General features: G+C 63.0%; 23 protein-coding genes. 10 read left to right on the top strand and 13 right to left on the bottom strand.

The genetic code is table 11. The annotated features are described in order from the left end of the window. Positions 1–54: 54 nt before the first annotated feature. Entirely contained in the window at positions 55–1,398 is a 1,344-nt protein-coding gene (gene pabB, locus A9513_RS05155; protein ID WP_065084146.1) for an aminodeoxychorismate synthase component I, read from the top strand. Between the two features lie 88 nt (positions 1,399–1,486). On the opposite strand, the gene thrH is transcribed toward pabB, so the two are convergent. After that, positions 1,487–2,104 (bottom strand): bifunctional phosphoserine phosphatase/homoserine phosphotransferase ThrH, encoded by a 618-nt coding sequence (thrH, locus tag A9513_RS05150; protein ID WP_065084145.1) that lies wholly within the window; start codon positions 2,102–2,104, stop codon positions 1,487–1,489. Between the two features lie 189 nt (positions 2,105–2,293). Between thrH and A9513_RS05145 the strand changes: the two genes are divergently transcribed. Both A9513_RS05145 and A9513_RS05140 read left to right on the top strand, forming a co-directional pair. Next, positions 2,294–3,028 (top strand): phosphoadenylyl-sulfate reductase, encoded by a 735-nt coding sequence (locus A9513_RS05145; protein ID WP_037007390.1) that lies wholly within the window; start codon positions 2,294–2,296, stop codon positions 3,026–3,028. An 85-nt stretch (positions 3,029–3,113) separates the two neighbouring features. Further along, entirely contained in the window at positions 3,114–3,458 is a 345-nt protein-coding gene (locus A9513_RS05140; RefSeq protein WP_024765700.1) for a hypothetical protein, read from the top strand. Positions 3,459–3,637: 179 nt separating this feature from the next. On the opposite strand, the gene cysB is transcribed toward A9513_RS05140, so the two are convergent. The 5 genes from cysB to A9513_RS05115 all read right to left on the bottom strand — a co-directional run bounded on the left by cysB (position 3,638) and on the right by A9513_RS05115 (position 7,624). After that, positions 3,638–4,612: an HTH-type transcriptional regulator CysB gene (cysB, locus tag A9513_RS05135; RefSeq protein WP_024765699.1), complete on the bottom strand. Its 975-nt coding sequence runs from the start codon at positions 4,610–4,612 to the stop codon at positions 3,638–3,640. A 167-nt stretch (positions 4,613–4,779) separates the two neighbouring features. Then, the gene (locus tag A9513_RS05130; protein ID WP_038803683.1) at positions 4,780–5,265 is read right to left on the bottom strand and encodes a universal stress protein; all 486 of its coding nucleotides are present in this window, start codon (positions 5,263–5,265) and stop codon (positions 4,780–4,782) included. Between the two features lie 96 nt (positions 5,266–5,361). After that, a complete protein-coding gene (locus A9513_RS05125; RefSeq protein WP_065084144.1) occupies positions 5,362–6,273 on the bottom strand; it encodes a 5'-nucleotidase in 912 nt (303 codons plus the stop codon). Positions 6,274–6,290: 17 nt separating this feature from the next. Next, positions 6,291–7,238 carry a putative 2-dehydropantoate 2-reductase gene (locus A9513_RS05120; RefSeq protein ID WP_065084143.1) on the bottom strand — a complete coding sequence of 316 codons (948 nt, stop codon included), beginning with the start codon at positions 7,236–7,238 and terminating at the stop codon, positions 6,291–6,293. Continuing rightward, a complete protein-coding gene (locus A9513_RS05115; protein ID WP_065084142.1) occupies positions 7,238–7,624 on the bottom strand; it encodes a thioredoxin in 387 nt (128 codons plus the stop codon). The genes A9513_RS05120 and A9513_RS05115 overlap by 1 nt, the downstream gene beginning before the upstream one ends. On the opposite strand from A9513_RS05115, the gene A9513_RS05110 reads away from it, so the two are divergent. Continuing rightward, positions 7,623–8,042 (top strand): PilZ domain-containing protein, encoded by a 420-nt coding sequence (locus A9513_RS05110; RefSeq protein WP_024765464.1) that lies wholly within the window; start codon positions 7,623–7,625, stop codon positions 8,040–8,042. The genes A9513_RS05115 and A9513_RS05110 overlap by 2 nt on opposite strands. 180 nt (positions 8,043–8,222) lie before the next feature. Continuing rightward, positions 8,223–9,299: a 3-deoxy-7-phosphoheptulonate synthase gene (locus A9513_RS05105; RefSeq protein WP_024765463.1), complete on the top strand. Its 1,077-nt coding sequence runs from the start codon at positions 8,223–8,225 to the stop codon at positions 9,297–9,299. 228 nt (positions 9,300–9,527) lie between these two features. On the opposite strand, the gene A9513_RS05100 is transcribed toward A9513_RS05105, so the two are convergent. After that, positions 9,528–9,812, bottom strand: coding sequence for a GNAT family N-acetyltransferase (locus tag A9513_RS05100; RefSeq protein ID WP_024765462.1), 285 nt, complete (start codon positions 9,810–9,812; stop codon positions 9,528–9,530). 22 nt (positions 9,813–9,834) lie between these two features. After that, positions 9,835–11,109, bottom strand: a complete 1,275-nt coding sequence (locus A9513_RS05095) for a hypothetical protein (protein WP_024765461.1) — start codon at positions 11,107–11,109, stop codon at positions 9,835–9,837. Between the two features lie 237 nt (positions 11,110–11,346). Between A9513_RS05095 and A9513_RS05090 the strand changes: the two genes are divergently transcribed. Together A9513_RS05090 and A9513_RS05085 are read left to right on the top strand one after the other, a co-directional pair. After that, entirely contained in the window at positions 11,347–12,036 is a 690-nt protein-coding gene (locus tag A9513_RS05090; protein ID WP_038803681.1) for a crotonase/enoyl-CoA hydratase family protein, read from the top strand. Positions 12,037–12,193: 157 nt separating this feature from the next. Then, positions 12,194–12,385 carry a hypothetical protein gene (locus tag A9513_RS05085; RefSeq protein ID WP_024765460.1) on the top strand — a complete coding sequence of 64 codons (192 nt, stop codon included), beginning with the start codon at positions 12,194–12,196 and terminating at the stop codon, positions 12,383–12,385. A 106-nt stretch (positions 12,386–12,491) separates the two neighbouring features. On the opposite strand, the gene A9513_RS05080 is transcribed toward A9513_RS05085, so the two are convergent. Then, entirely contained in the window at positions 12,492–12,995 is a 504-nt protein-coding gene (locus A9513_RS05080; protein WP_065084141.1) for a macro domain-containing protein, read from the bottom strand. A 284-nt stretch (positions 12,996–13,279) separates the two neighbouring features. On the opposite strand from A9513_RS05080, the gene A9513_RS05075 reads away from it, so the two are divergent. Together A9513_RS05075 and A9513_RS05070 are read left to right on the top strand one after the other, a co-directional pair. Further along, the gene (locus A9513_RS05075) at positions 13,280–13,501 is read left to right on the top strand and encodes a hypothetical protein (RefSeq protein ID WP_037010437.1); all 222 of its coding nucleotides are present in this window, start codon (positions 13,280–13,282) and stop codon (positions 13,499–13,501) included. Between the two features lie 92 nt (positions 13,502–13,593). Continuing rightward, positions 13,594–14,565 carry a magnesium and cobalt transport protein CorA gene (locus A9513_RS05070; protein ID WP_017516914.1) on the top strand — a complete coding sequence of 324 codons (972 nt, stop codon included), beginning with the start codon at positions 13,594–13,596 and terminating at the stop codon, positions 14,563–14,565. A 193-nt stretch (positions 14,566–14,758) separates the two neighbouring features. Here the strand turns inward: A9513_RS05070 and A9513_RS05065 are convergent, their stop codons facing one another. The 4 genes from A9513_RS05065 to A9513_RS05050 form a co-directional block, all read right to left on the bottom strand. Continuing rightward, the gene (locus A9513_RS05065; protein WP_024765457.1) at positions 14,759–15,511 is read right to left on the bottom strand and encodes an amidotransferase; all 753 of its coding nucleotides are present in this window, start codon (positions 15,509–15,511) and stop codon (positions 14,759–14,761) included. 204 nt (positions 15,512–15,715) lie between these two features. Next, positions 15,716–16,270, bottom strand: coding sequence for a cysteine hydrolase family protein (locus A9513_RS05060; RefSeq protein WP_065084140.1), 555 nt, complete (start codon positions 16,268–16,270; stop codon positions 15,716–15,718). A 246-nt stretch (positions 16,271–16,516) separates the two neighbouring features. Beyond that, positions 16,517–18,661 (bottom strand): 3-hydroxyacyl-CoA dehydrogenase NAD-binding domain-containing protein, encoded by a 2,145-nt coding sequence (locus A9513_RS05055; protein WP_065084139.1) that lies wholly within the window; start codon positions 18,659–18,661, stop codon positions 16,517–16,519. A gap of 161 nt (positions 18,662–18,822) precedes the next feature. Next, positions 18,823–20,028: an acetyl-CoA C-acetyltransferase gene (locus A9513_RS05050; RefSeq protein WP_024765455.1), complete on the bottom strand. Its 1,206-nt coding sequence runs from the start codon at positions 20,026–20,028 to the stop codon at positions 18,823–18,825. A gap of 688 nt (positions 20,029–20,716) precedes the next feature. On the opposite strand from A9513_RS05050, the gene A9513_RS05045 reads away from it, so the two are divergent. After that, complete coding sequence (locus tag A9513_RS05045) at positions 20,717–21,520, top strand: cytochrome c (RefSeq protein WP_065084138.1); 804 nt, start codon at positions 20,717–20,719, stop codon at positions 21,518–21,520. Positions 21,521–21,729: the final 209 nt, after the last annotated feature.

The following is a 21,729-nucleotide window of genomic DNA, read 5'->3' as shown; positions in this document are numbered from 1 at the left end:
AGCATCGACTATCCAGCCGCAAGTGAACATCTAACGCACTGCACACTTTTGCCCATGCCTGACTGTTTCTTACACCCGCTTCCTTACGAAGAAGACCCGGGCGAACGCTTCGCCCTGATCCATCAGGCGCCCGGCGCCGTTCTCCTGGACGCCGGTCGCCCCATTGCCACCCGTGGACGCTATGACCTTCTGAGCGCCTGGCCATTGGCAGAACTGGCACCCACCACCGACGAATCGGCCAAGAGCTTTTTCGCCCGCGCAAGAGTCGCCTTGCAGAGCCTGGGCGAGGCAACAGTCCCGGATAATCGCAAAATGCCATTCGTCGGCGGAATGATCGGTTATCTCGGTTATGACTTCGGCCGGCGCGTCGAGCACCTGCCCGAGCCGAACCTCGACGACCTCGCCCTGCCCGATGCGCGCCTGGGCCTGTACACCTGGGCATTGATTACCGATCACGAGGAGTGCAGCAGCCAGTTAGTGTTCCACCCGTCTCTGGTAAGGAGAGAAAGGGAACGCTTGATCGGATTGTTCGAAGGCGCTCACGACGACGAAGCGCTGTCGCCCTTCCGGCTTTGCATGCCATTCCGTCCTGACCTGAGTCGCGAGCAATACCGCGAAGCGCTGGAGCGTGTGCACGGCTACATCCTCGCTGGCGACTGCTACCAGGTGAACTACACCCAGCGCTTCCGCGCGCCCTGCAGCGGCTCCCCCTGGCTGGCCTATCGCGCGCTGCGCGAGGCCTGTCCTACGCCGTTTGCCGGCTATCTGGCATTGCCTGGAGGCGCCGTCCTCAGCCTGTCGCCGGAGCGCTTCATCCAGCTTCACGGCAACCAGGTGGAAACCCGCCCGATCAAGGGTACCCGCCCGCGCGGCAATACCCCCGAGGCCGACCGGAACAACGCCGAAGCCCTGCTCGCCAGCGAGAAGGACCGCGCCGAGAACCTGATGATCGTCGACCTGCTGCGCAATGACCTGGGCCGTAGTTGCCGGCCGGGCAGCGTGCGTGTACCCGAGCTGTTCGCAGTGGAGACCTACCCCAATGTCCACCACCTGGTCAGCAGCGTGCGCGGCGAACTGGCGGCCGACAAGGATGCGCTGGACCTGCTCGAAGGCAGCTTCCCCGGCGGCTCCATCACCGGCGCACCGAAGGTTCGCGCCATGCAGATCATCGACGAACTGGAGCCGACCCAGCGCAGCATCTACTGCGGCAGCCTGCTCTATCTCGACGTTCGCGGCGAGATGGACAGCTCCATCGCCATCCGTACCGTGCTGGTGAAGGACGGCCAGGCCAGTTGCTGGGCCGGCGGCGGCATCGTGGCCGACTCCAACTGGGAGGAAGAATACGAGGAGTCGCTGACCAAGGTGGGCGTGCTGCTGCGCACACTGGAAAGCCTGTGAGGCTCGCTAGGATTGCCAGTTACCTACAGAAAAAGAAGCCGATAAGAAAAAGCCCCGCATCCGCGGGGCTTTTTCATCACAGCCGGTCTTACAGGTTGAGGGGGCGATTGGACGCCTTGAGGAATTCCTTCTTCAGGTCCTCATAGGTGTGCACCGCCGGGAACTGCGGGAACTCGCGAATCACGTTTTCCGGCGCGTGGAACAGGATGCCGGCGTGGGCTTCGGAGAGCATGGTGGTGTCGTTGTAGGAATCGCCAGCGGCGATGACACGGTAGTACAGGCTCTTGAAGGCGATGACCGACTGACGCTTCGGATCCTTCTGGCGCAGCTGGTAATCCACCACGCGATCAGTCTCGTCGGTGATCAGCTTGTGGCACAGCAGGGTCGGGAAACCGAGCTGGCGCATCAGCGGCTGGGAGAACTCGTAGAAGGTGTCGGAAAGGATCACCACCTGGAAGCGCTCGCGCAGCCAGTCGACGAACTCCACGGCGCCTTCCAGCGGCTTCAGGGTGGCGATCACTTCCTGGATGTCGGACAGCTTAAGGCCGTGCTCGTCGAGAATGCGCAGACGCTGCTTCATCAGCACGTCGTAGTCCGGAATATCGCGAGTCGTCGCCTTGAGCGCTTCGATACCGGTTTTTTCAGCGAAGGCGATCCAGATTTCCGGAACCAGAACCCCTTCCAGGTCGAGACAGGCGATTTCCACGAACGATTTCCCCGCAGGATTGACTTGAGAGGCGGCACTCTAGCCGCTCGCTCCAAGCGGCGCAACGCGGCACTTATACCCAAACACATCAGTCGACCTTCCTGATGGTTATTTAGGGGCATATCCCCCTCTTTGCTACCATCGCGCCCACAGAGCGCACTGCGCCATTAAAACTAGGAATACCGCCTGATGAGCCTCCCGTTCGATATCGCGGAAATCGCCGCGAGCTACGCCAGCAAATCCCCACAGGACATCCTGAAGTTTGCCTTCGAGCACTTCGGCGACGACCTGTGGATTTCCTTCAGCGGCGCCGAGGACGTGGTGCTGGTGGACATGGCCTGGAAGCTCAACAAGAACGTCAAGGTATTCAGCCTGGACACCGGCCGCCTGCATCCGGAGACCTATCGCTTCATCGAACAGGTCCGCGAGCACTATGGTATCGCCATCGAGGTGATGACCCCGGACCCTCGCCTGCTGGAGCCGTTCGTCAAGGAAAAGGGCTTGTTCAGCTTCTTCAAGGACGGCCACGGCGAGTGCTGCGGCATCCGCAAGATCGAGCCGCTCAAGCGCAAACTCTCCACCGTGACCGCCTGGGCCACCGGGCAGCGCAAGGACCAGAGCCCCGGCACCCGCAGCCAGGTCGCCGTGGTCGAGCTGGACGGAGCCTTCTCCACTCCGGAAAAGCCGCTGGTCAAGTTCAACCCGCTGGCCAACATGAGCAGCGAAGACGTCTGGGCCTACATCCGCATGCTGGAAATCCCCTACAACAGCCTGCATGAGCGCGGCTTCATCAGCATCGGCTGCGAGCCCTGCACCCGCCCCGTGCTGCCGAACCAGCACGAGCGCGAAGGCCGCTGGTGGTGGGAAGAAGCCACGCAGAAAGAGTGTGGCCTGCACGCCGGTAATTTGATCAGCAAGGCCTGAAGCCTTACCCTCGACTGACGGAAAATTCCTTGTCTACCCGCAGCACAGGATCGGACTCCTCCACGCCTGCGGCGGAGTCGATCCCATGCGTATCACCCTGGTGAAAAAGGTCCTGGCCGATGGCCAGGACTGCCGCAAGTGCCGCGAAGTCCACGAACGCCTGGTCAAGGGCGGCTACCTGAGCCGCATCGACCGCACCCTGGTCGCCGACGAGCGCAACCCCGCCAGCACCGGCTGGCTGGTTGCCGCACAGTACGGCGTGGACACCGCACCGTTCTTCGTGGTTCGTCACGATGACGGCCGCGAGGTGGTCTACACGGTGTTCATGAGCTTCCTCCACGAGGTGCTCGAAGGCCGTGGAGAGCTACCGCTGGACTCACGCGAGGCCCTCGCTGAACTGGCGCGGCGCGACGATCTGGATCGCCTGTAAACCTCAGCCTTAGCGCTTTCTTGATGGCCCAGCTCTGCCCGCCCCTGAGACACAAGGAAGCTTCCCCATGGCCGACGGTTCGGATCGCACGCGCCCGAGCATTCCCGATACTGTGCTAGCGCATAGGCTGATATGAAAAAGCCCGGCAGATGCCGGGCTACTCGCTGCTATGAACGCAATCAGTAGACCGGTAGCTCGATACCGTCGAACAGCTCATCCAGCTCGGTCTTGTTATGGCACTGCACGGCCTTGGCCAGCAGGTCGCGGGTCAGGTGCGGGGCGAACTTCTCGATGAAGTCGCACATGAAACCGCGCAGGAAGGTGCCGCGACGGAAACCGATCTTGGTCACGCTGGATTCGAACAGGTGGCTGGCGTCGAGCATCACCAGATCGCTGTCCAGCTTCGGATCGACTGCCATGTGCGCGACGATGCCGACGCCCAGGCCCAGGCGCACGTAAGTCTTGATCACGTCGGCGTCGGCGGCGGTGAACACCACCTTGGGCACCAGGCCGCGCTGGTTGAAGGCCTCGTCCAGTTTGGAGCGGCCGGTGAAGCCGAACACGTAGGTGACGATGGGCTGCTCGGCCAGCAGCTCCAGGGTCAGCTTCGGCACCTTGGTCAGCGGGTGGCCCTGGGGCACGATCACGCATCGGTTCCAGCGATAGCAGGGCATCATGATCAGGTCACCGAACAGCTCCAGGGCCTCGGTGGCGATGGCGAAGTCGACGGTGCCGTCGGCGGCCATCTCGGCGATCTGCATGGGCGTGCCCTGGTGCATGTGCAGGGAGACGTCCGGATACTGCTTGATGAAACCACTGATCACGCCAGGCAGCGCATACCGCGCCTGGGTGTGCGTGGTAGCGATGGACAGGGTGCCCTTCTTCTCGTTGGAGAACTCCTGGGCTATCTGCTTGATGCTTTCGACCTTGCGCAGGATCTCGCCGGCCGTGGTGATGATGCGCTCACCGGCCGGGGTAACGCGGGTCAAGTGCTTACCGCTGCGGGCGAAGACTTCGACACCCAGCTCGTCTTCCAGCAGGCGGATCTGCTTGCTGATGCCGGGCTGGGAGGTGTAGAGGCTTTGGGCGGTAGCGGAGACGTTCAGATCGTGGTGCGCGACTTCCCAGATATAGCGCAGTTGCTGAAGCTTCATGGACTTTCCTCGAAATGAATGTCGCGACCCGCGATCAGGGGCTTGTCGTTTTATAACCATATTAATGGTTTAAGGAATAAAACTAGACGTTTTTTTTTGCCCTGCATGCCATTCGTCTAAAGACCTACACAAATTCCGGGCTTGCCCGACGTATCGTCACAAAGCGCTCAACGGTGCTGCAGCATCGGTACCAGGTAGACCGGCACCTCGGCCAGTTGCACGAGTCGCCCGGCGGTGCGCCCCAGTGGCGTGTTCAGCCCCTCCCCGTGGCTGTGGCTGCCGGCGACTATGATGTCGACGCCCAGGCGCTTGGCTTCATCGAGAATCACCATCGGCGCATCCCCCTGCACCACGCGCACCGAGCGGATCAGTTCGGCATCCTGGCGCGCTTCCCCCAACTCGTCGCGGAACCCCTCCATCACCCGCTGCTCGATGCTGCCCATGACGTTGGCCAGGCCATGGGTGCGCATCTCGTTCAGCGTGCCTTCGTCCAGATAGGTCTGCAGGACGGACTCGGCGAACAGCCCCAGCGGCTCCACCGCGTGCACGACATACACCTCGGCTCCGTAGGCACGGGCCAGCGAAAGTGCGTGCTGAAGGACATAGGGGGCGTAGAGACCGAGGTCAGTGGCGTAAAGAATCGATCGGATCATGCGGCCTCCTCGACTGCCTGCGCGGCGGGGCCTATCCAGCAGCGTAGCAGGAGAACGCGAATCGCTCCGATAAGGCCGGATGTCGCGGCCCAGCGGCTATCCGGCGACCTGCTTCTCGTTGCTCACACCATGGGGGACATGGCCGGTGGCGACCACTTCCCGGGCCTTCTCGCAGTGCATCGGCTGGTCGTCGAAGAACACGTCCGCGGCGAAGGCTTCGAGGAAAGCGGCCTTGTCCAGACCACCAAGGAACAGCGATTCGTCCAGGCGGATATCCCACTCGCGCAACGTGCGGATCACCCGCTCGTGGGCCGGGGCGGACCGCGCAGTGACAAGAGCCGTGCGGATCGGGCAGGACTCCTGCGGGAAGGCCTGCTGCACACGGTTCAGCGCCGCCAGGAAGGGCTTGAACGGCCCGCCGCCCAGCGGCTCGCGGGCGGACTCGCGCTCGTGGGTCTGGAAGGCTTCAAGCCCGCCCTGCTGGTAGACGCGTTCGGAGTCGTCGGAGAACAGCACGGCATCGCCGTCGAAGGCAAAACGCAGCTCGCCATTGGCCTCCCGTCGGGTGCCGCCGGAGAGGATGGTTGCCGCGGCGAAGCCGGCATCCAATGCGTTGCGCACGTCCTCGATGTGGGTCGAGAGGAACAGGTGGCAGTTGAACGCCTTGAGGTACGGATAGGGGCTGCGACCGCCGACGAAGGCGGCGCGCGAGATGCCCAGGCCGTAATGCTGGATGGAGTTGAACACGCGCAGGCCGGTGTCGGCGCTGTTGCGCGAGACCAGGATGACCTCCACCGGCGCGCTGTCGGTCCCGCCATTGAGGGCCAGCAGCTTCTGCACCAGGGCAAATGCATCGCCTGGCGGCAGGACTTCGTCCTCGCGGGCGATCTGGTATTGGCGATAGGCCTCGACACCCTCGCTTTCATAGACCTGATGGCTTTCCCGCAGATCGAACAGCGCCCGCGAGGAAATCGCCACCACCAGCTTGTCGCCCAACCCTTTTGCCATGCTTCCCCCGGCGCTCGTCAGCGAGCCTGGTTGCGCGCGTCGATGAAGCGCAGCGCGCGATACAGCGCCTCGATCTTCGGCAGTTCGCACCCGGCCCGGCGTGCAGCTTCCAGCGGCGCCGCGTAGATAGCGCCCAGCTCCAGCGGTCGGCGCTGGGCGAAGTCATGGTACATGCTCGGCAGGTAGTCAGGCATGGCATCCGTGGAGCTGAGCATGGCGCCAACAATGCCCGGAGGCAGCGAATGCCCGCAGGCGGCGGCGCCGGCGATGACTTCTTCCATCAGCTCGGCGACCAGGGCGCGGCTGTCAGGATTGTCCATGATCGCCCGCGTGCCGCTGTCGAGCAGCACGGAGAGGCCGTTGTAGGGGATGTTCCAGACCAGCTTCTGCCAGCGCGCCTGCTCCAGGTTGGGCATGGCGTTGGAGTCCAGGCCCGCGCTGCGAAACAGTGCGGCGCCCTCCTCCACTATCGCCTGGCGCGCCTCGGCCTCATCGGCAGGGCCAGAGTGATAGCCGATGTTGACGCCGCCGAAGGCCTGGTGCTCGATCACACCCGGCTCGGCGCGATGCACGCAGATGAAGCACAGCCCACCCAGCAGATGGATGTGCTCGGGCAACAGAGCCCGCAATTCGTCTTCCACGGCGAGGCCGTTCTGCAGCAGCAGGACCTTCGCCCCCTGTGCAGCGGCCTGAATGATCAGCGGCGCGAGGTCGGCGTTACTGGTGGTCTTAGCGCCCACCAGCAGCCAATCGCAGGGCGGCATCTTCGCCACGTCGGCATAGGCATTCACTGGCGCCAGGCTCAGCGTGCCATGCACCTGGCTGTTCAGGCGCAGACCGTTCTGCGCGACAGCGGGGTATTCGCTGCGCAGCAGGAAATGCACGTCGTGGCCGGCACGGGCCAGCATCAGGCCGTAGAAACCGCCAATGGCGCCGGTTCCGATGATGCCGATTCGCAGATTCATCAAGGCAACTCCTCAGCAGGGCGCGACAGCGCATCGCGCAGGGCTTGGATCAGGGGTTCGGGGCGCAGGGGGGCATGGATAGCGCCCAGGAAGTGGCCGTCACGCACCAGGAACAGGGAAGGCAGGTGGAAGACTTCGTAGCGCTCGACCAGGCCACCGCTGTGCCCGGCGTCGATCCAGCACAGACGGTCCACCGGCAGGTGGAACTGCGGCAGAGCCTGCCGCGCCCAGCGACAGGTGGAGCAGCCTTCTCCAGTGAAAATCAGCAGCGACGCGCCCGGCAGCTCCAGCAGCCGGCGGTCGGCATCCAGGTCGGTCAGCTCCAGGGCCGGCACTATACTCAAGGTGCCACCACTATAAAGATTGCAGTCGGAGCGTTCCGTCATGCGTCAGTTCCTGCGTCACCCTTGCGATTTTCCGGTCGAGCTGGTCATCCGCAAACAGACTTTCCTGCCGCGCCAGCGGTTGCACAATATCAGCCTGGGCGGTGTCGCGTGCAATTCGCCACGGGGCTTTCGCCGCGGCACCTCCATCGAACTGCGCATCCCCCTGCTGGGCGACTCCGCCCGCTACCCCGGCATCATCGCCTGGAGCCGCAAGCAGGCCAGCGACTATCGCGTGGGCATCGCCTTCATCGACGAGGACACGCTGTTCCGGGCACGCATGGTGGAGCAGGTCTGCCAGATCGAGCAGTACCGCCGCCAGCGGGAGCGGGCCAGCGGCAACAGCCTGCCTTTCGAGGACCTGGCACTGGAGTGGATCGCGCAGAACGCCGCGGACTTCCCATTGTTTTGTGCGGTCTGATCGACGTCGCGCAGAAAGTTGCGCAAATGCCCGTGTTGCGGGCACTTTCCTGCATCGAGCCATTGTCGAGGTCACGCCTGAACGGTTAAGGTTCGGGTTCCCCTTAGCGACACATTTGCCTGCGCCCCATCGCACGGGGATTTCTGGCGGCCGGCACCCGTGACCTGATTGAGTACCACGATGGCTGATTTACAGATCGACGACCTTAACGTTGCCTCCAACGAGACACTGATCACGCCGGAGCAGCTCAAGCGCGAAATCCCCCTGACCGATGCCGCCCTGCGCACCGTCGCCAATGGCCGCCAGGTCGTCCGCGACATCCTCGATGGCAAGGACCACCGCCTGTTCGTGGTGATCGGCCCCTGCTCGATCCACGACATCAAGGCCGCCCACGAATACGCCGAGCGCCTGAAGGTGCTGGCCGCGGAAGTCTCCGACACCCTGTTCCTGGTGATGCGCGTGTACTTCGAGAAGCCGCGTACCACTGTCGGCTGGAAGGGCCTGATCAACGACCCGTACCTGGACGACTCCTTCAAGATCCAGGACGGCCTGCACATCGGCCGCCAGCTGCTGCGCGACCTCGCCGAGATGGGCCTGCCCACCGCCACCGAAGCGCTCGACCCGATCTCCCCGCAGTACCTGCAGGACCTGATCAGCTGGTCGGCCATCGGCGCGCGCACCACCGAATCCCAGACCCACCGCGAGATGGCCTCCGGCCTGTCCTCGGCGGTCGGCTTCAAGAACGGCACCGACGGCAGCCTGACCGTGGCGATCAACGCCCTGCAGTCAGTTTCCAGCCCGCACCGTTTCCTGGGTATCAACCAGGAAGGCGGCGTCTCCATCGTCACCACCAAGGGCAACGCCTACGGCCACGTGGTGCTGCGCGGCGGCAACGGCAAGCCGAACTATGACTCGGTCAGCGTCGCCCTGTGCGAGCAGGAACTGACCAAGGCGAAGATCCCGCTCAACGTGATGGTCGACTGCAGCCACGCCAATTCCAACAAGGATCCGGCCCTGCAGCCGCTGGTGATGGACAACGTCGCCAACCAGATCGCCGAAGGTAACAATTCCATCGTCGGCCTGATGGTCGAAAGCCACCTGGGCTGGGGCGCTCAGCCAATCCCGAAGGATCTGTGCCAGCTGAAATACGGCGTGTCGATCACCGACGCCTGCATCGACTGGGACACCACCGAGAAGGCCGTGCGCAGCATGCATGCCAAGCTCAAGGACGTCCTGCCCAAGCGCCAGCGCGGCTGACGCTTCGAGCGGATAGGAAGAAGCCGGGCAGATGCCCGGCTTTTTCTTTGGCAAATTCTGCACCGGTGCTTTTTGTAGAAGCGAGCCTGCTCGCGAATCGCTTGACGCTGGGTAGAAACACCGTTTGCGAGCATGCTCGCTCCTACAGAACTTCTGCCGGAAATGGAATTCCATCAGGCATAAAAAAGCCCGGCATTGGCCGGGCTTTTCATTTCTGCGCCCTGATGATCAGAGCGCAGTATCAGTGTGGCGCTGGCGGCGCTCCAGGTAACGCTCCACATAGGAGCACGACGGGATTACGCTGTAGCCCTTGCGCTCGGCGAACTGCAGCGCGTGTTCGGTGAGGGCGGCGGCGATGCCGCGGCCGCGAAGGCTGTCCGGAACGAAAGTGCGATAGATGTCGAGCGTCTGCTTGCCCAGATCCATGTAGGCCAGATAGGCGCGATGACCATCAACAGTCGTTACGAACTGGTGGCTGGTTTCATCATGCTGGATGGACAACGACTCACTCACTTGCTCTCTCCTTCCGGGGGCCTCACAACATGACCCGCACCTGATTGATCTTGTTCAGGCGGAGGAACATTTCTGCCGAGCCGGTCCCCATCAGGACCGTGATATAGGCTCGACCGTTCTCCACCTTGTGCAGCACACCCTGGTAATAGGCACCATCGAACGTGATGAACTGCAGGCGCTTGCCGGTGTACTGGACAAGGCTTTCAACGCTAACGAACTCATATTGCTGCGTTCTGGCCTGCGACTCAACCGTTTCTTGGGCCGAAACCATTTGATATTGGCTTTCCGGCGTGATTTTTTTCTTCAGCGGGTCGACCCAGGCGAATCCCAGCGGTGTAACCGACTGCTGGTTTACTAAGACGACCGGATGCAGCATCTGAATCACATCCTTGGGCTCGAAAAATTGCAGGCCGTCCCAGGCCATACCCTCACTGGGGGTCAGCTCAACGCGCAGCGAGCGCGGGTCTTCCAGGTAACGGCCGTAAGCCTCGAGCACCGGCTTGTCCAGGGCGATACGCTGTTGGCGCAGCGCCTTGTCGAACTGTTCCAGCGAAAGCGCGGTATACGCCTTCTGGTCCACGCCCAGCTTGCCCCGGCAGAATTCGCTGACTCGGCGCTGGTACTGGTTGTCATTCATCTCGACGACGACCTGAGACACCCGCGGAGGGTTCACACGCATATCGCCCGGGCGCTCGGAGACGTTCATCAGCGTCATGCTGGTGTGCATGTCCAGCATGTCGCGGGTGTCGCTACGCAGGTCGAAGGTCAGGGTCTGCGCGCCCGGCTGCAGGCGGTAGGAGAACTCGATGTCCGATTCGAGGGTGCGGTAACCCATCTGCAGCAACTCATCGACACCGATGTTGCGTACGTTGCCGCAGGCCACTTCGCTCATGGCGGTGAAGGCGCTCTTCTCCGCCGGCTGGGCGTACAGCGACTGCATGAACGGGCCATGAATCTGCAGTTCAACGCCCTTCAGGTCCACCGCCATCTGCTCCGGCAGCTTGCCCTCGCCCAGGCGCTCCTTGAAGCTGAGCAGTTCGCGCAGGCCATTGAACTTCAACTGTGCATGGGAAACCTTCAGGCTGTCACCGGCCATTGGCACCCTGATCACCACATTCTGCAGCCCCACCCGACCGTCGAAGGACGAGGAAATGCCACCGTAGGTGATCTCCATGAATGGCGAAACACGAGCGATTGCGTCGTTCACCACACTGCGCACAGAGAGCCAGAGCGACGCCTTGATGATCAGGGCGATCGCGACGACGGCAAAGAGGGACCACTTGAGAATCTTCGACATGGAAGGCACATCCTGGATTGTGCGAGAGCGGGGCGCAGGGATAGTGGCAGCTTAACAGCACACCCTCGACCTCTCTATGAGAGCTGCGAGAATTTGCGTGCACAGCGCACAGATATCGCCCGAATTTAGTGGCCGCTGGATGACCCACCAGTCAGTCAAAACGCTTTACGCTCCAGGTCCGCGTCAGTATGTTCTGGCCCACTTCAACCCACGGACTCCAACCCAGGACTCTCTGCCATGAGTGAGCTGATCAGCTACCAATTCGAAGACGGCATCGCCACCCTGACCCTGAACAACGGCAAGGTGAACGCCATCTCTCCCGCGGTCATCGAAGCCTTCAACCAGGCCCTGGACCAGGCGGAGAAGGACCGCGCCATCGTCATCGTCACCGGCCAGCCCGGCATCCTCTCCGGCGGCTATGACCTCAAGGTGATGACCTCCGGGCCTGAAAACGCCGTGAATCTGGTCGCTGCCGGTTCGACCCTGGCGCGCCGCATGCTTTCCCACCCTTTCCCCATCATCGTCGCCTGCACCGGCCACGCAGTAGCGAAAGGCGCGTTCATTCTGCTCTCGGCGGACTACCGCATCGGCGTCGATGGTCCGTTCCAGATCGGCCTGAACGAAGTGGCCATCGGCATGACCATGCACCACGTCGGCATTGAGCTGGCCCGTGATCGCCTGCGCCGCTCCGCCTTCACCCGCTCGGTGGTGAATGCCGAGATGTTCAACCCGCGTGACGCCGTGGATGCCGGCTTCCTCGACAAGGTGGTGCCGGCCGAACAGCTCCAGGCCGCCGCCCTGGAAGCCGCACAGCACCTGAAGAAGCTGAACATGACTGCCCACCGCAATACCAAGCTGAAGGTGCGCAAGCAGTTGCTGGAAACCCTCGACAAGTCCATCGAGCTGGACAAGAACCACCTGGCCTGATCGCCCGAGAACGCAAAGCCCGGCCTGTGCCGGGCTTTTTCATGCCCAAATTATTACCCAAAAAGCAACACTGATTAATCCTGTTTGCTATTTTTCAAAAATTATTACGCATTAATCTATAGATGAACCCAAGCAAAACCAACCGGAGGTGTTCATCATGAAACTCAACATCATCGCCGCCAGCGTCCTGGCCGCCGCTACTGCCTTTGCCGCTCAAGCCAGCTTCGCCGAAGAGTCCCCGTTGATGCAGGACCGCATGGTTCACATGACCCAGGCCGCCATCCAGCAGCAACAGTCCGAGCAGTCTGCCAGCAAGGTGAATGTCGAAGCCGCTGCCAAGCAGGGCTAAGACCTTTACGCCCCTCCAGCCGCCTGCAGCAGGTGACGTCATGCAGTCGAGCCCGAAGCCGAAAGCCCGGCCTGAAGCCGGGCTTTTCAGAGTCGATGACGCAGACTCAGGGCCTTTCGGCGGCCTCGACTCCCCGGCGGTAGGTCTCGTAGACCCACACAGTGGCGGCCAGGTCTCCCAGGTAACGCTCCACCAGCGGCTTGACTTCCTTCCACTCCAACCCGCCAACCCCTGTTGCCAGACAGGGCAGAGCCACGCTTTCGATGCGCTCGCTCTGCAGGTATTTGGCCAAATCCTTCAGGCAATGGCTGACATTCTCCAGTGTCGCTCCGTCTGGCTTTGCGCCGCGCCCCTCGCCCTGCATGCCCTGGGTGAGCAGGTTGACGATGCAGCGGGTGGAGCCATCGGCGTCCACGCCCGACCAGATCCAGATCGCACCCGGTTTGGGCGCATTCGAGTGCGACGCATGACGGTAGTCGCGAACCATCGACGGCCAGCGCTCGCGCAAGTCCAGCGCCAGGCCGCTGTCGAAATGGTCCTGCGGCGCAATGCCGTGCGCGATGACCTGGGCCTTGCTCAGCAGAATGTCGCCTTCAACGTATCGAATCATGGGGAGTTCCTTGCGTCCGGGGTGTCCGTGGCAGCTTCGCGCCACCACCTGATTTCCAAGCTACGCCTGGTAGCCTCCCCCTCCTTGACGAGGGTCAAGCAGCCATGAAGACCGCCAGAGTCCCGGAAACATCCGACGAGGTCCCGCCACCCGCAGCCTTGCGCCTGGCCGTTGCACCACCATCTATCAATTCGCCTGATACCGGGAACCAACCATCATCGTTATTCAATCGAAATAACCAAAGCGACACTGGGCCATCCCATCCCGGAACCCGAGTCGCCAGCATGAACCGCCAAGCCCACCGCTATGCCCGCAACGGCGCCCTCGCTGCCCTGGGGCTCTACACCATCGTGATCCTGGTGGTCACGGCGCTCACTGCCGGCTTCGACGGCGCCCGCCGTGCTCCAGTGGACAATGTCGACCGCAACGGGCTCTTCGAGCGATTCAACCAGGCGGTGCCCGTCGCGCTGCAAGGTATCCAGGCCGCCCTCACTCCCCACTCCTGACTGCACGTCACTGGCGCGTCTCGCCAGGCTGGCCAACACTCAAATCCTGCAGAACGATTCCCGACCGATCCGATAGCAGCGTGGGTTTCAGCATGGGCCGAGTCATCGCTTCCGCCGTCTACAGCAAGGGCCGCAAGGTTTCCGACATCCCGCTTGAGGACGGCTATCGCTGGGCTTGCCAGCCCGATCACTTCGTCTGGACCGGCCTGCAGGAGCCAACGCCGGAAGAAATGTTCAACCTGCAACGGCAGTTCAATCTCCACGAACTGGCTGTCTCCGACGCCCTGGAAAAGCACAGCCGGCCGAAGCTGGAAACCTTCGGCGATGCGCTGTTCATCGTCATCTATTCGCCGATCCGCGCCGATAGCCGGCTGATGTTCGTCGAAACCCACCTGTTTGCCGGCATCGGCTACATCATCAGTGCACGCCATGGTTTCTCCCAGTCCTATGCCCAGGTCAGGCAACGCTGCGAAGCCCGGCCGCTGCTGCTGGCCCATGGCACCGACTTCGTGCTCTACGCCCTGCTGGATTTCGTGATGAGCAACTACGAACCGGTGGTGGAGGCCATACGCGAGGAGATCGAGGAAGTGGAGCAACAAGTGCTGCGCAAGTCACTGACCCAGGAGCAGATCGAGAAAATCTACGGCCTGCGCCGCGAGGTACTCAAGCTCAAGCACTACGCCGCGCCCATGGTGGAAATCTGCCAGGAACTGCAGCGCCTGGACTTCCCCTTCATCGACAAGCAGATGCGCCCCTACTTCCGCGACGTGGCGATCCACGTGAACCGCCTGCTGGAAGACCTCACTACCCTGCGCGATGTCGCCAGCCAGACCATCGAGGTCGGGCTGGCGCTGGAGTCTTCACGGCAGAGCGTGGTGCAGCGCAAATTCGCTGCCTGGGCGGCCATCCTCGCCTTCCCCACCGCCGTGGCCGGTATCTACGGGATGAACTTCGAATACATCCCGGAACTGCATTGGCACTACGGCTACTTCCTGATCATGGGGCTGCTGGCGCTGGGCTGCGTCGGGCTATACATCAGCTTCAAGCAGGCGGATTGGCTATAGAGACCATTGGCGGCCATTCGGCGACGCGGAACGTAAGATGGCGTGGAACGCAGCGATACCCATCGAATGGTACGCATCGGCCTGCATGGGTGTCGCTGCGCTCCACCCATCCTACAAAAACTGTTCAGCCTGACATCTGCGCAAACGAAAACGCCGCTCATCTGAGCGGCGTTTTCAGTCAGCACGGCAGAAATCAGGCCGCGCTTTTCTTCTCGGCTCTTTTCTTCTCGTCGCTGCCCTGCTGGACGAAGCGCATCATCCACTCACCCACCGCCGTCCCCTGGTGCGGGCGCGCAAGGCTATCGATACCGGACTGGAACACCGGCTCGCTGAAGATGTGCTTGCGCAGTTCCAGGATCGCCTGGGAATAGTCGCTCTGGAACTCCGGGTGGCCCTGGAAGCACAGCACCTGATCACCGATGGCGTAGGCAGCATTCGGGCAGAAATCGCTGGAAGCGATGCGGCGCGCGCCGTGGGGTAGCTCGGTGACCTGGTCCTGGTGGCTGACCAGCAGGGTCAGGCCATCACCCAGCGACGGGCTCATCCACTCCGGCTGCTCCTCGATGCGGTAGTCGTGGATACCCACGCCCCAGCCCTGGCTGGCACGCTCGGTCTTGCCGCCCAGCACCAGCGCCAGCAACTGGTGGCCAAAGCACACGCCCAGCAGCTTGTCGCCGCGCTGGTAGAGCTTGAGCACGTAGTCCTTGAGGGTCTGGATCCAGGGATCAGTGCCGAAGGAGTCCGCCTTGCTGCCAGTCACCAGGTACGCATCGAACTTCTCATCATCGGGCGGGTAATGCCCTTCCACCACGTTGTAGACCTTGAACTCGGCCGGAACGGGTTGCTTGGCGAACAGTTGCTGGAACATCCAGCCATAGCCCTTGTACTGATCGATGAGTTCGGGGCGGAGGATGTCGGTTTCCAGAATGCAGATGTGCAACGACATGCAGGGGTGATTCCTGGGGGGTTGGCGGCTGATAAGAGTGGTTATCCTGACACTGATGAAACGCGCGTGAAAATTACGCCCTATTTTTTCACCGCACAAGATGCCGAAGCCGATTCTTGTGCAGGAATTTCAGGGGAAATACCGGAAAAACCGACTTCCTTCAATTGCACCGGCGCACAAGGGTGACGGCCGGTTGGCAAGGATTCAGTCCAATGACCGCTCGCGCAGAACCGAGTTCGCGTCCACTACCTGGGCGTATTCGCCTTGCAGATTGGCCAGGGACATGGCGTGGACCTCCTCTGCGCTGTGCAGCACGCCGTTGAAATCGCGCTTGTCGAAGGCGAAACAGGCATCCGCCGCCACCTGCGTAGAGAAGCCCAGGTTGCCCGCGGTGCGGGCCGTGGATTCCACCGAGTTGTTGGTACTCACGCCGCAGATCACCACCGATTCGATGCCGCGCACGCGCAACCAGCGTTCCAGGGCGCTGTTGATGAAGGCGTCGGGGACGTTCTTCTCCACCACGTGCTCGTGCCTCAGCGGCGCCAGCTCCGGCTGGAATTCCGCGCCGGGCTGGCCGGGCCAGAACGGTGAGCCTGGTGTACGGGAAATGTGCCGCACGTGAACCACCGGCCAGCCAGCCTGGCGCCAGGCTGCCAGTAGCTCACCGATGCGCCGTTCGGCCTGCGGGTTGTTGCGCGACTCGGGGCTGGTGCGCATGCCGTTCTGCATATCGATGATCAACAGGGCGGGAGCGGTCATCGGTGCGGTCCTGATGGGCGGAAAGACGCCATTCTATGGGCTGCGCAGACGAGAAAAAACCGGCCATGCGGGCCGGTTTTAGAGAGCGGTTGAAAGTCCGTGCAAGTCGATTGCCCTCACCCCAGCCCTCTCCCAGAGGGAGAGGGGGCGGATCGTGCCGGCTGATGCCACGGTTTCACCCTGCGCCGAACGGTCCCCTCTCCCTCCGCGAGAGGGTTAGGGTGAGGGGCTCTCGAAGGAACCGACTCAGAAGCTTTCGCCCCGCGCCGCTTTCTCCAGCAACAGCGCCGGCGGCAGGAAGCGCTCGCCGTACTGCTCGGCCAGGTACTGGGCGCGGGCGACGAAGTCCTTCAGGCCGTACTGGTTGATGAACTGCAGCGCACCGCCGCTCCAGGCCGCGAAGCCGATGCCGAAGATCGAGCCGATGTTGGCGTCGGCGGTGGAGGTCAGCACGCCCTCCTCCACGCAGCGCACCGTCTCGATAGCCTGCACGAAGAGAATGCGGTCGCGCACGTCCTCGGCGGAAATCTGCGCGTCAGCCTTCTCGAAGCGCTGTTTCAGCTCAGTCCACAGATGCTTCTTGCCGTTGGCCGGATAGTCGTAGAAACCGGCGCCGGCGGCTTTGCCCGGGCGCTTGTACTCGTTGACCATCAGGTCCACCACGGCGAAGGCCGGATGCTTCGGCAATGGCTTGCCTTCGGCTTCCAGGTCCTTGCGGGTCTGCTCGCGGATGTGGGTCATCAGGCTCATGGAGACTTCGTCGCTGATCGCCAGCGGGCCTACCGGCATGCCAGCCTGGCGCGCCTGGTTCTCGATCATCGCCGCCGACACGCCTTCGCCGAGCATGGCCAGGCCTTCGTTGGTGAAGGTGCCGAACACGCGGGAGGTAAAGAAGCCGCGGCTGTCGTGGACGACGATCGGGGTCTTCTTGATCTGCAGGACGTAGTCGAAGGCCCGGGCCAGGGTGGCGTCGTCGGTCTTCGCGCCGCGGATGATTTCCACCAGCGGCATCTTGTCCACCGGGCTGAAGAAGTGCAGGCCGATGAATTTCTGCGGCTGCGCCACGGCTTCGGCCAGGCCGGTGATCGGCAGGGTCGAGGTGTTGGAGGCGATCACCGCGTCCGGCAGCGCGGCGGTTTCCGCAGCAGCGCTGACCTTGGCCTTCAGGCCACGGTCCTCGAATACGGCTTCGATGATCAGGTCGCAGCCTTCGAAATCGGCGTCACTGGCCGTCGGCTTGATGCGGGCGAGGAAGGCGTCGCGTTTCTCGGCCGTCATCTGGCCCCTGCCGACTTTCTTGTCCAGCAGGCCGGCGGAGTACGCCTTGCCCTTTTCCGCCGCTTCGACGGAAACGTCCTTGAGCACCACCTCGATGCCGGCGGCGGCCGAGACGTAGGCGATGCCCGCGCCCATCATGCCGGCGCCGACGACGCCGACCTTCTTCGTCTGCTGCGGCGGGATGCCTTGCGGACGGGATTTGCCGGCGTTGATCTCGTTGAGCTGGAACCAGAAGGTGCCGATCATGTTCTTCGCCACCTGGCCGGTGGTCAGCTCGGTGAAGTAGCGCGCCTCGATCAGTTGCGCGGTATCGAAGTCCACCTGGGCGCCTTCCACGGCAGCGCACATGATCTTCTCCGGTGCCGGGAAGCAGCCCTTGGTCTTGTCGCGCAGCACGGACGGGGCGATGGCGAGCATCTGTGCCACGGCCGGGCTGGACGGCGTGCCGCCGGGGATCTTGTAGCCGGCGCTGTCCCATGGCTGCTTGGCGGCCGGGTTGGCGGCGATCCACTCGCGGGCCTTGCTCAGCATCTCGTCGCGGCTGGAGGCCAACTGATGGATCAGGCCGGCCTTGAGCGCCTGGTCCGGGCGCACTTTCTTGCCTTCGGCCAGATACGGCAGGGCTTTCTCCAGCCCCAGCAGGCGCACCATGCGCACTACCCCGCCGCCACCGGGCAGCAGGCCCAGGGTGACTTCCGGAAGGCCGAGCTGGACGTGGCTTTCGTCCAGGGCGATGCGGTGGTGGCAGGCCAGGCAGATTTCCCAGCCGCCGCCCAGCGCCGCGCCGTTGATGGCGGCAACTACGGGCTTGCCAAGGGTTTCCAGGCGGCGCAGCTGGCCCTTGAGCACCAGGATGCCTTCGTAGAAGGCCTTGGCGTCCGCCTTGGTGACCTTGATCAGTTCATTGAGATCGCCGCCGGCGAAGAAGGTTTTCTTCGCGGAGGTGATCACCACGCCGGCGATCGAGTCCTTCTCGGCTTCCAGGCGCGCGACAGTGGCGGCCATGGCCTCGCGATAGACACCGTTCATGGTGTTGGCGCTCTGGCCAGGCATGTCCATGGTCAGGACGACGATGTTGTCCTGGCCTTTCTCGTAACGGATGGCGTCAGTCATTTTTGTTTGCTTCCCATGCTGGGGGATCGCTTCAGGGGCGTCACGAGCGAAGGTCAGGCAGGGCGGAATCTCTTCGGGAAGCGGAGTTGGCTGTAGCCAATGAGCATTCCCGGAGAGCTTCCAACGCGGCATGGCCGAGCGCAGTTGCCCATGATCGATCCTTAAATACGTTCGATGATGGTGGCTATGCCCATGCCGCCGCCCACGCAGAGGGTGGCCAGGCCGTAGCGCAGGTTGCGCCGCTCCAGCTCGTCCAGCAGGGTGCCGAGGATCATACAGCCGGTGGCGCCCAGCGGGTGGCCCATGGCGATGGAGCCGCCGTTGACGTTGACCTTGCTCTCCGGCACGCCCATGTCCTTCATGAACTTCATCACCACCGAGGCGAAGGCTTCGTTCACTTCATAGAGGTCGATGTCCTCGGCCTTGAGCCCAGCCTTGGCCAGCGCCTTGCGGGTTGCCGGCGCGGGGCCGGTGAGCATGATGGTCGGGTCGGTGCTGGTCACCGCGGTGGCGACGATGCGCCCGCGGGCCTTCAGGCCCAGCTCGCGGCCCTTGGCTTCGGAGCCGATGAGCATGGCGGTGGCGCCGTCGACGATGCCGGAGCTGTTGCCCGGCGTGTGTACATGCTCGATGCGCTCGACGAAGCTGTACTTGCGCAGCGCGGTGGCGTCGAAGCCCATCTGTCCCATCATCTCGAAGCTGGGCTTGAGCGCGCCGAGGCCTTCGAGGGTCGAGTCGCCGCGAATGAACTCGTCATGGTCGAGCAGGACGATGCCATTCTGGTCGGTCACCGGCACCAGGGACTTGGCGAACAGTCCTTCGGCGCGGGCCTTGGCGGCCTTCTGCTGGGAACGCAGGGCAAAGGCGTCGACGTCAGCTCGGCTGAAGCCTTCCAGGGTGGCGATCAGGTCGGCGCCGATGCCCTGGGGCACGAAGCTGGTGTGCAGGTTGGTTTCCGGGTCCAGCGCCCAGGCGCCGCCGTCGGAGCCCATGGGCACGCGGGACATGGATTCGACGCCGCCGACCACCACCAGGTCCTCGAAGCCCGAACGCACCTTCATGGCGCCCAGGTTGACCGCTTCCAGGCCCGAGGCGCAGAAGCGGTTGATCTGCACGCCGGCGACCTGCTCGTCCCAGTCGGCCACCAGCGCAGCGGTCTTGGCGATGTCCGAGCCCTGGTCGCCCACCGGGGTCACACAGCCCAGGACGATGTCGTCGACCTGGGCGGTATCCAGCTGGTTGCGCTGCTGCAGTGCGCGCAGCACGCCGGCCATCAGGTTGACCGGCTTGACACTGTGCAGCGCGCCGTCCTTCTTGCCCTTGCCGCGGGGAGTACGCACCGCGTCGTAAATGAATGCTTCGGTCATGGCGTTCTCTCTTAGAGTTGTCGTCACGCAGGCGTGGCGTGTCGGCCTACCTTAGCGGCGTATCGGCAGGGAGCAATGACCGCAGCGCTCAGCGAAATTGACCGCCACGCTCAGCGACCGACCGGAGGTGATCGAGCCGAAAGCTCTGGAAAGGGGGTTTCGGCGGGAACGGACGAGCGGTCGAAAAGCTGAACCGCGTTGTCACGTTCCAGTCATATAGAGGGAATATGCCTGAAGCTGCATCACTTGCTGCAAGATGGTCTAAGCCCGCGCGGCACTAGGCTTAGACTCCGTTATGCAGTGAATGAAAAGTGTGCAGATGATGCGAAAAGTGCCGTTGCCGGGTTTTGCCGGCTCGGCGGGAGTCACCAGAAGCCAAGGCATGCGCGCCACTATCAACAGGCCGTGGGTGGCCGTGCCAAGAACAAGAAAGGCGGAAGGACATCATGGACAAACAATCGAGAAAGTGGCGTCAGGCAAGCCTGATCGTCTTCGCAACCACCGTTGTACTGATCATCCCCAATCTGAGTCGTCTGGTCGGCTAGGGCCAACACCCGGCTACCCCGTCGCTGCGTACCGCGTGCCGCCATCCGCGCGCCACGGTCAACGCAGCGCGGGAGCCACCCATCTCCTGCGGCGCCCACACCTCTGCTAATGTTCCGCGGCCCACTCCGCCACGGATGCGACCATGCGCCCACTGCTGCTGACGCTGCTCCTGCTCTGCCCCACCGCTTTCGCCGCGACGCTCACCCTCGAACTGCCCGATGGCAAGCACAGCCTGACCAGTGAGCAATTGCTGGCCGATCCCCAGGCGCAGGACATCGAGATTCCCGCCGACGTTTCCTACAACCGCACCATGCATTACCGCGCGGTGCCACTGGCCGCGCTGCTCAAAGGCGTGAAGCCCGGTGATCACCTGCAGGCAGTGGCGCTCGATGGATTCGCCGCCGAGCTGCCAGCCGCGCCGCTGCTGGAGAACACAGGCTCGCGCGCCTGGCTGGCCATCGAGGAAGCCGATAGGCCCTGGCCGAAACTCGGCGACGGCAAGCCGTCCGCCGGGCCGTTCTACCTTGTGTGGAGCGATCCCAAGGCCGCCGGCATAGGCCCGGAGCAGTGGCCGTTCCAGGTTGCCAGCATCCGTTACCTGAAGCCGCTGGCCGAACGCTTCCCGGCGCTGCTGCCGGCGAAGAGCGCACCGAAGCCAGTGCAGGACGGTTTTGTCCAGTTCCAGAAGAACTGCCTGGCCTGCCACCGCCTGAACGGTGCCGGGGACTCGCAGTTCGGTCCGGACCTGAACATCCCGCACAACCCGACCGAATACTTCGCCGCGGGCTATCTCAAGCAGTACATCCGCGACCCGCAGAGCCTGCGGCACTGGCCGGAAGCGCGGATGAAAGGGTTTGCGACGGATGCGATCAGCGACAAGGAGCTGGATCAGATCGTCGCTTACCTGAAGCACATGGCGGGGCGCAAGGTGAAGGTTGGCGGCTAGAAGCCGGGGCTCTTTGTAGGGCGCATAACGCGCCAGCGTTATCCGTCTTATCGATATCGGCGGATAACCTGTTCCAGGTTATGCACGGCGGTTGCAGAAGCTGAGTGCAACACGGTTACTGGATTGAAGCAGGTGCATCATGCTGCAACGCCACTACCTCTGTCATGACCTCAATCGGGCATTTCCAATTGAAGCGCTTGCGCGGTCGG

Source organism: Pseudomonas sp. AU12215 (assembly GCF_001675465.2).
GTDB lineage: Bacteria > Pseudomonadota > Gammaproteobacteria > Pseudomonadales > Pseudomonadaceae > Pseudomonas > Pseudomonas nitroreducens.
Note: the sequence above shows the minus strand (reverse complement) of the source record. Positions and strands in the feature narration are given on the sequence as shown.

Coding starts and splice junctions, on each gene's coding strand:
- A9513_RS05090 (WP_038803681.1), top strand. CDS start 11,347: ATGAGTGAGCTGATCAGCTACCAATTCGAAGACGGCATCGCCACCCTG.
- A9513_RS05085 (WP_024765460.1), top strand. CDS start 12,194: ATGAAACTCAACATCATCGCCGCCAGCGTCCTGGCCGCCGCTACTGCC.
- A9513_RS05075 (WP_037010437.1), top strand. CDS start 13,280: ATGAACCGCCAAGCCCACCGCTATGCCCGCAACGGCGCCCTCGCTGCC.
- A9513_RS05095 (WP_024765461.1), bottom strand. CDS start 11,109: ATGTCGAAGATTCTCAAGTGGTCCCTCTTTGCCGTCGTCGCGATCGCC.
- A9513_RS05065 (WP_024765457.1), bottom strand. CDS start 15,511: ATGTCGTTGCACATCTGCATTCTGGAAACCGACATCCTCCGCCCCGAA.
- A9513_RS05110 (WP_024765464.1), top strand. CDS start 7,623: ATGCGTCAGTTCCTGCGTCACCCTTGCGATTTTCCGGTCGAGCTGGTC.
- A9513_RS05130 (WP_038803683.1), bottom strand. CDS start 5,265: ATGATCCGATCGATTCTTTACGCCACTGACCTCGGTCTCTACGCCCCC.
- A9513_RS05140 (WP_024765700.1), top strand. CDS start 3,114: ATGCGTATCACCCTGGTGAAAAAGGTCCTGGCCGATGGCCAGGACTGC.
- A9513_RS05115 (WP_065084142.1), bottom strand. CDS start 7,624: ATGACGGAACGCTCCGACTGCAATCTTTATAGTGGTGGCACCTTGAGT.
- A9513_RS05145 (WP_037007390.1), top strand. CDS start 2,294: ATGAGCCTCCCGTTCGATATCGCGGAAATCGCCGCGAGCTACGCCAGC.
- A9513_RS05120 (WP_065084143.1), bottom strand. CDS start 7,238: ATGAATCTGCGAATCGGCATCATCGGAACCGGCGCCATTGGCGGTTTC.
- A9513_RS05105 (WP_024765463.1), top strand. CDS start 8,223: ATGGCTGATTTACAGATCGACGACCTTAACGTTGCCTCCAACGAGACA.
- A9513_RS05080 (WP_065084141.1), bottom strand. CDS start 12,995: ATGATTCGATACGTTGAAGGCGACATTCTGCTGAGCAAGGCCCAGGTC.
- pabB (WP_065084146.1), top strand. CDS start 55: ATGCCTGACTGTTTCTTACACCCGCTTCCTTACGAAGAAGACCCGGGC.
- A9513_RS05070 (WP_017516914.1), top strand. CDS start 13,594: ATGGGCCGAGTCATCGCTTCCGCCGTCTACAGCAAGGGCCGCAAGGTT.
- A9513_RS05045 (WP_065084138.1), top strand. CDS start 20,717: ATGCGCCCACTGCTGCTGACGCTGCTCCTGCTCTGCCCCACCGCTTTC.
- A9513_RS05055 (WP_065084139.1), bottom strand. CDS start 18,661: ATGACTGACGCCATCCGTTACGAGAAAGGCCAGGACAACATCGTCGTC.
- A9513_RS05060 (WP_065084140.1), bottom strand. CDS start 16,270: ATGACCGCTCCCGCCCTGTTGATCATCGATATGCAGAACGGCATGCGC.
- cysB (WP_024765699.1), bottom strand. CDS start 4,612: ATGAAGCTTCAGCAACTGCGCTATATCTGGGAAGTCGCGCACCACGAT.
- A9513_RS05050 (WP_024765455.1), bottom strand. CDS start 20,028: ATGACCGAAGCATTCATTTACGACGCGGTGCGTACTCCCCGCGGCAAG.
- A9513_RS05125 (WP_065084144.1), bottom strand. CDS start 6,273: ATGGCAAAAGGGTTGGGCGACAAGCTGGTGGTGGCGATTTCCTCGCGG.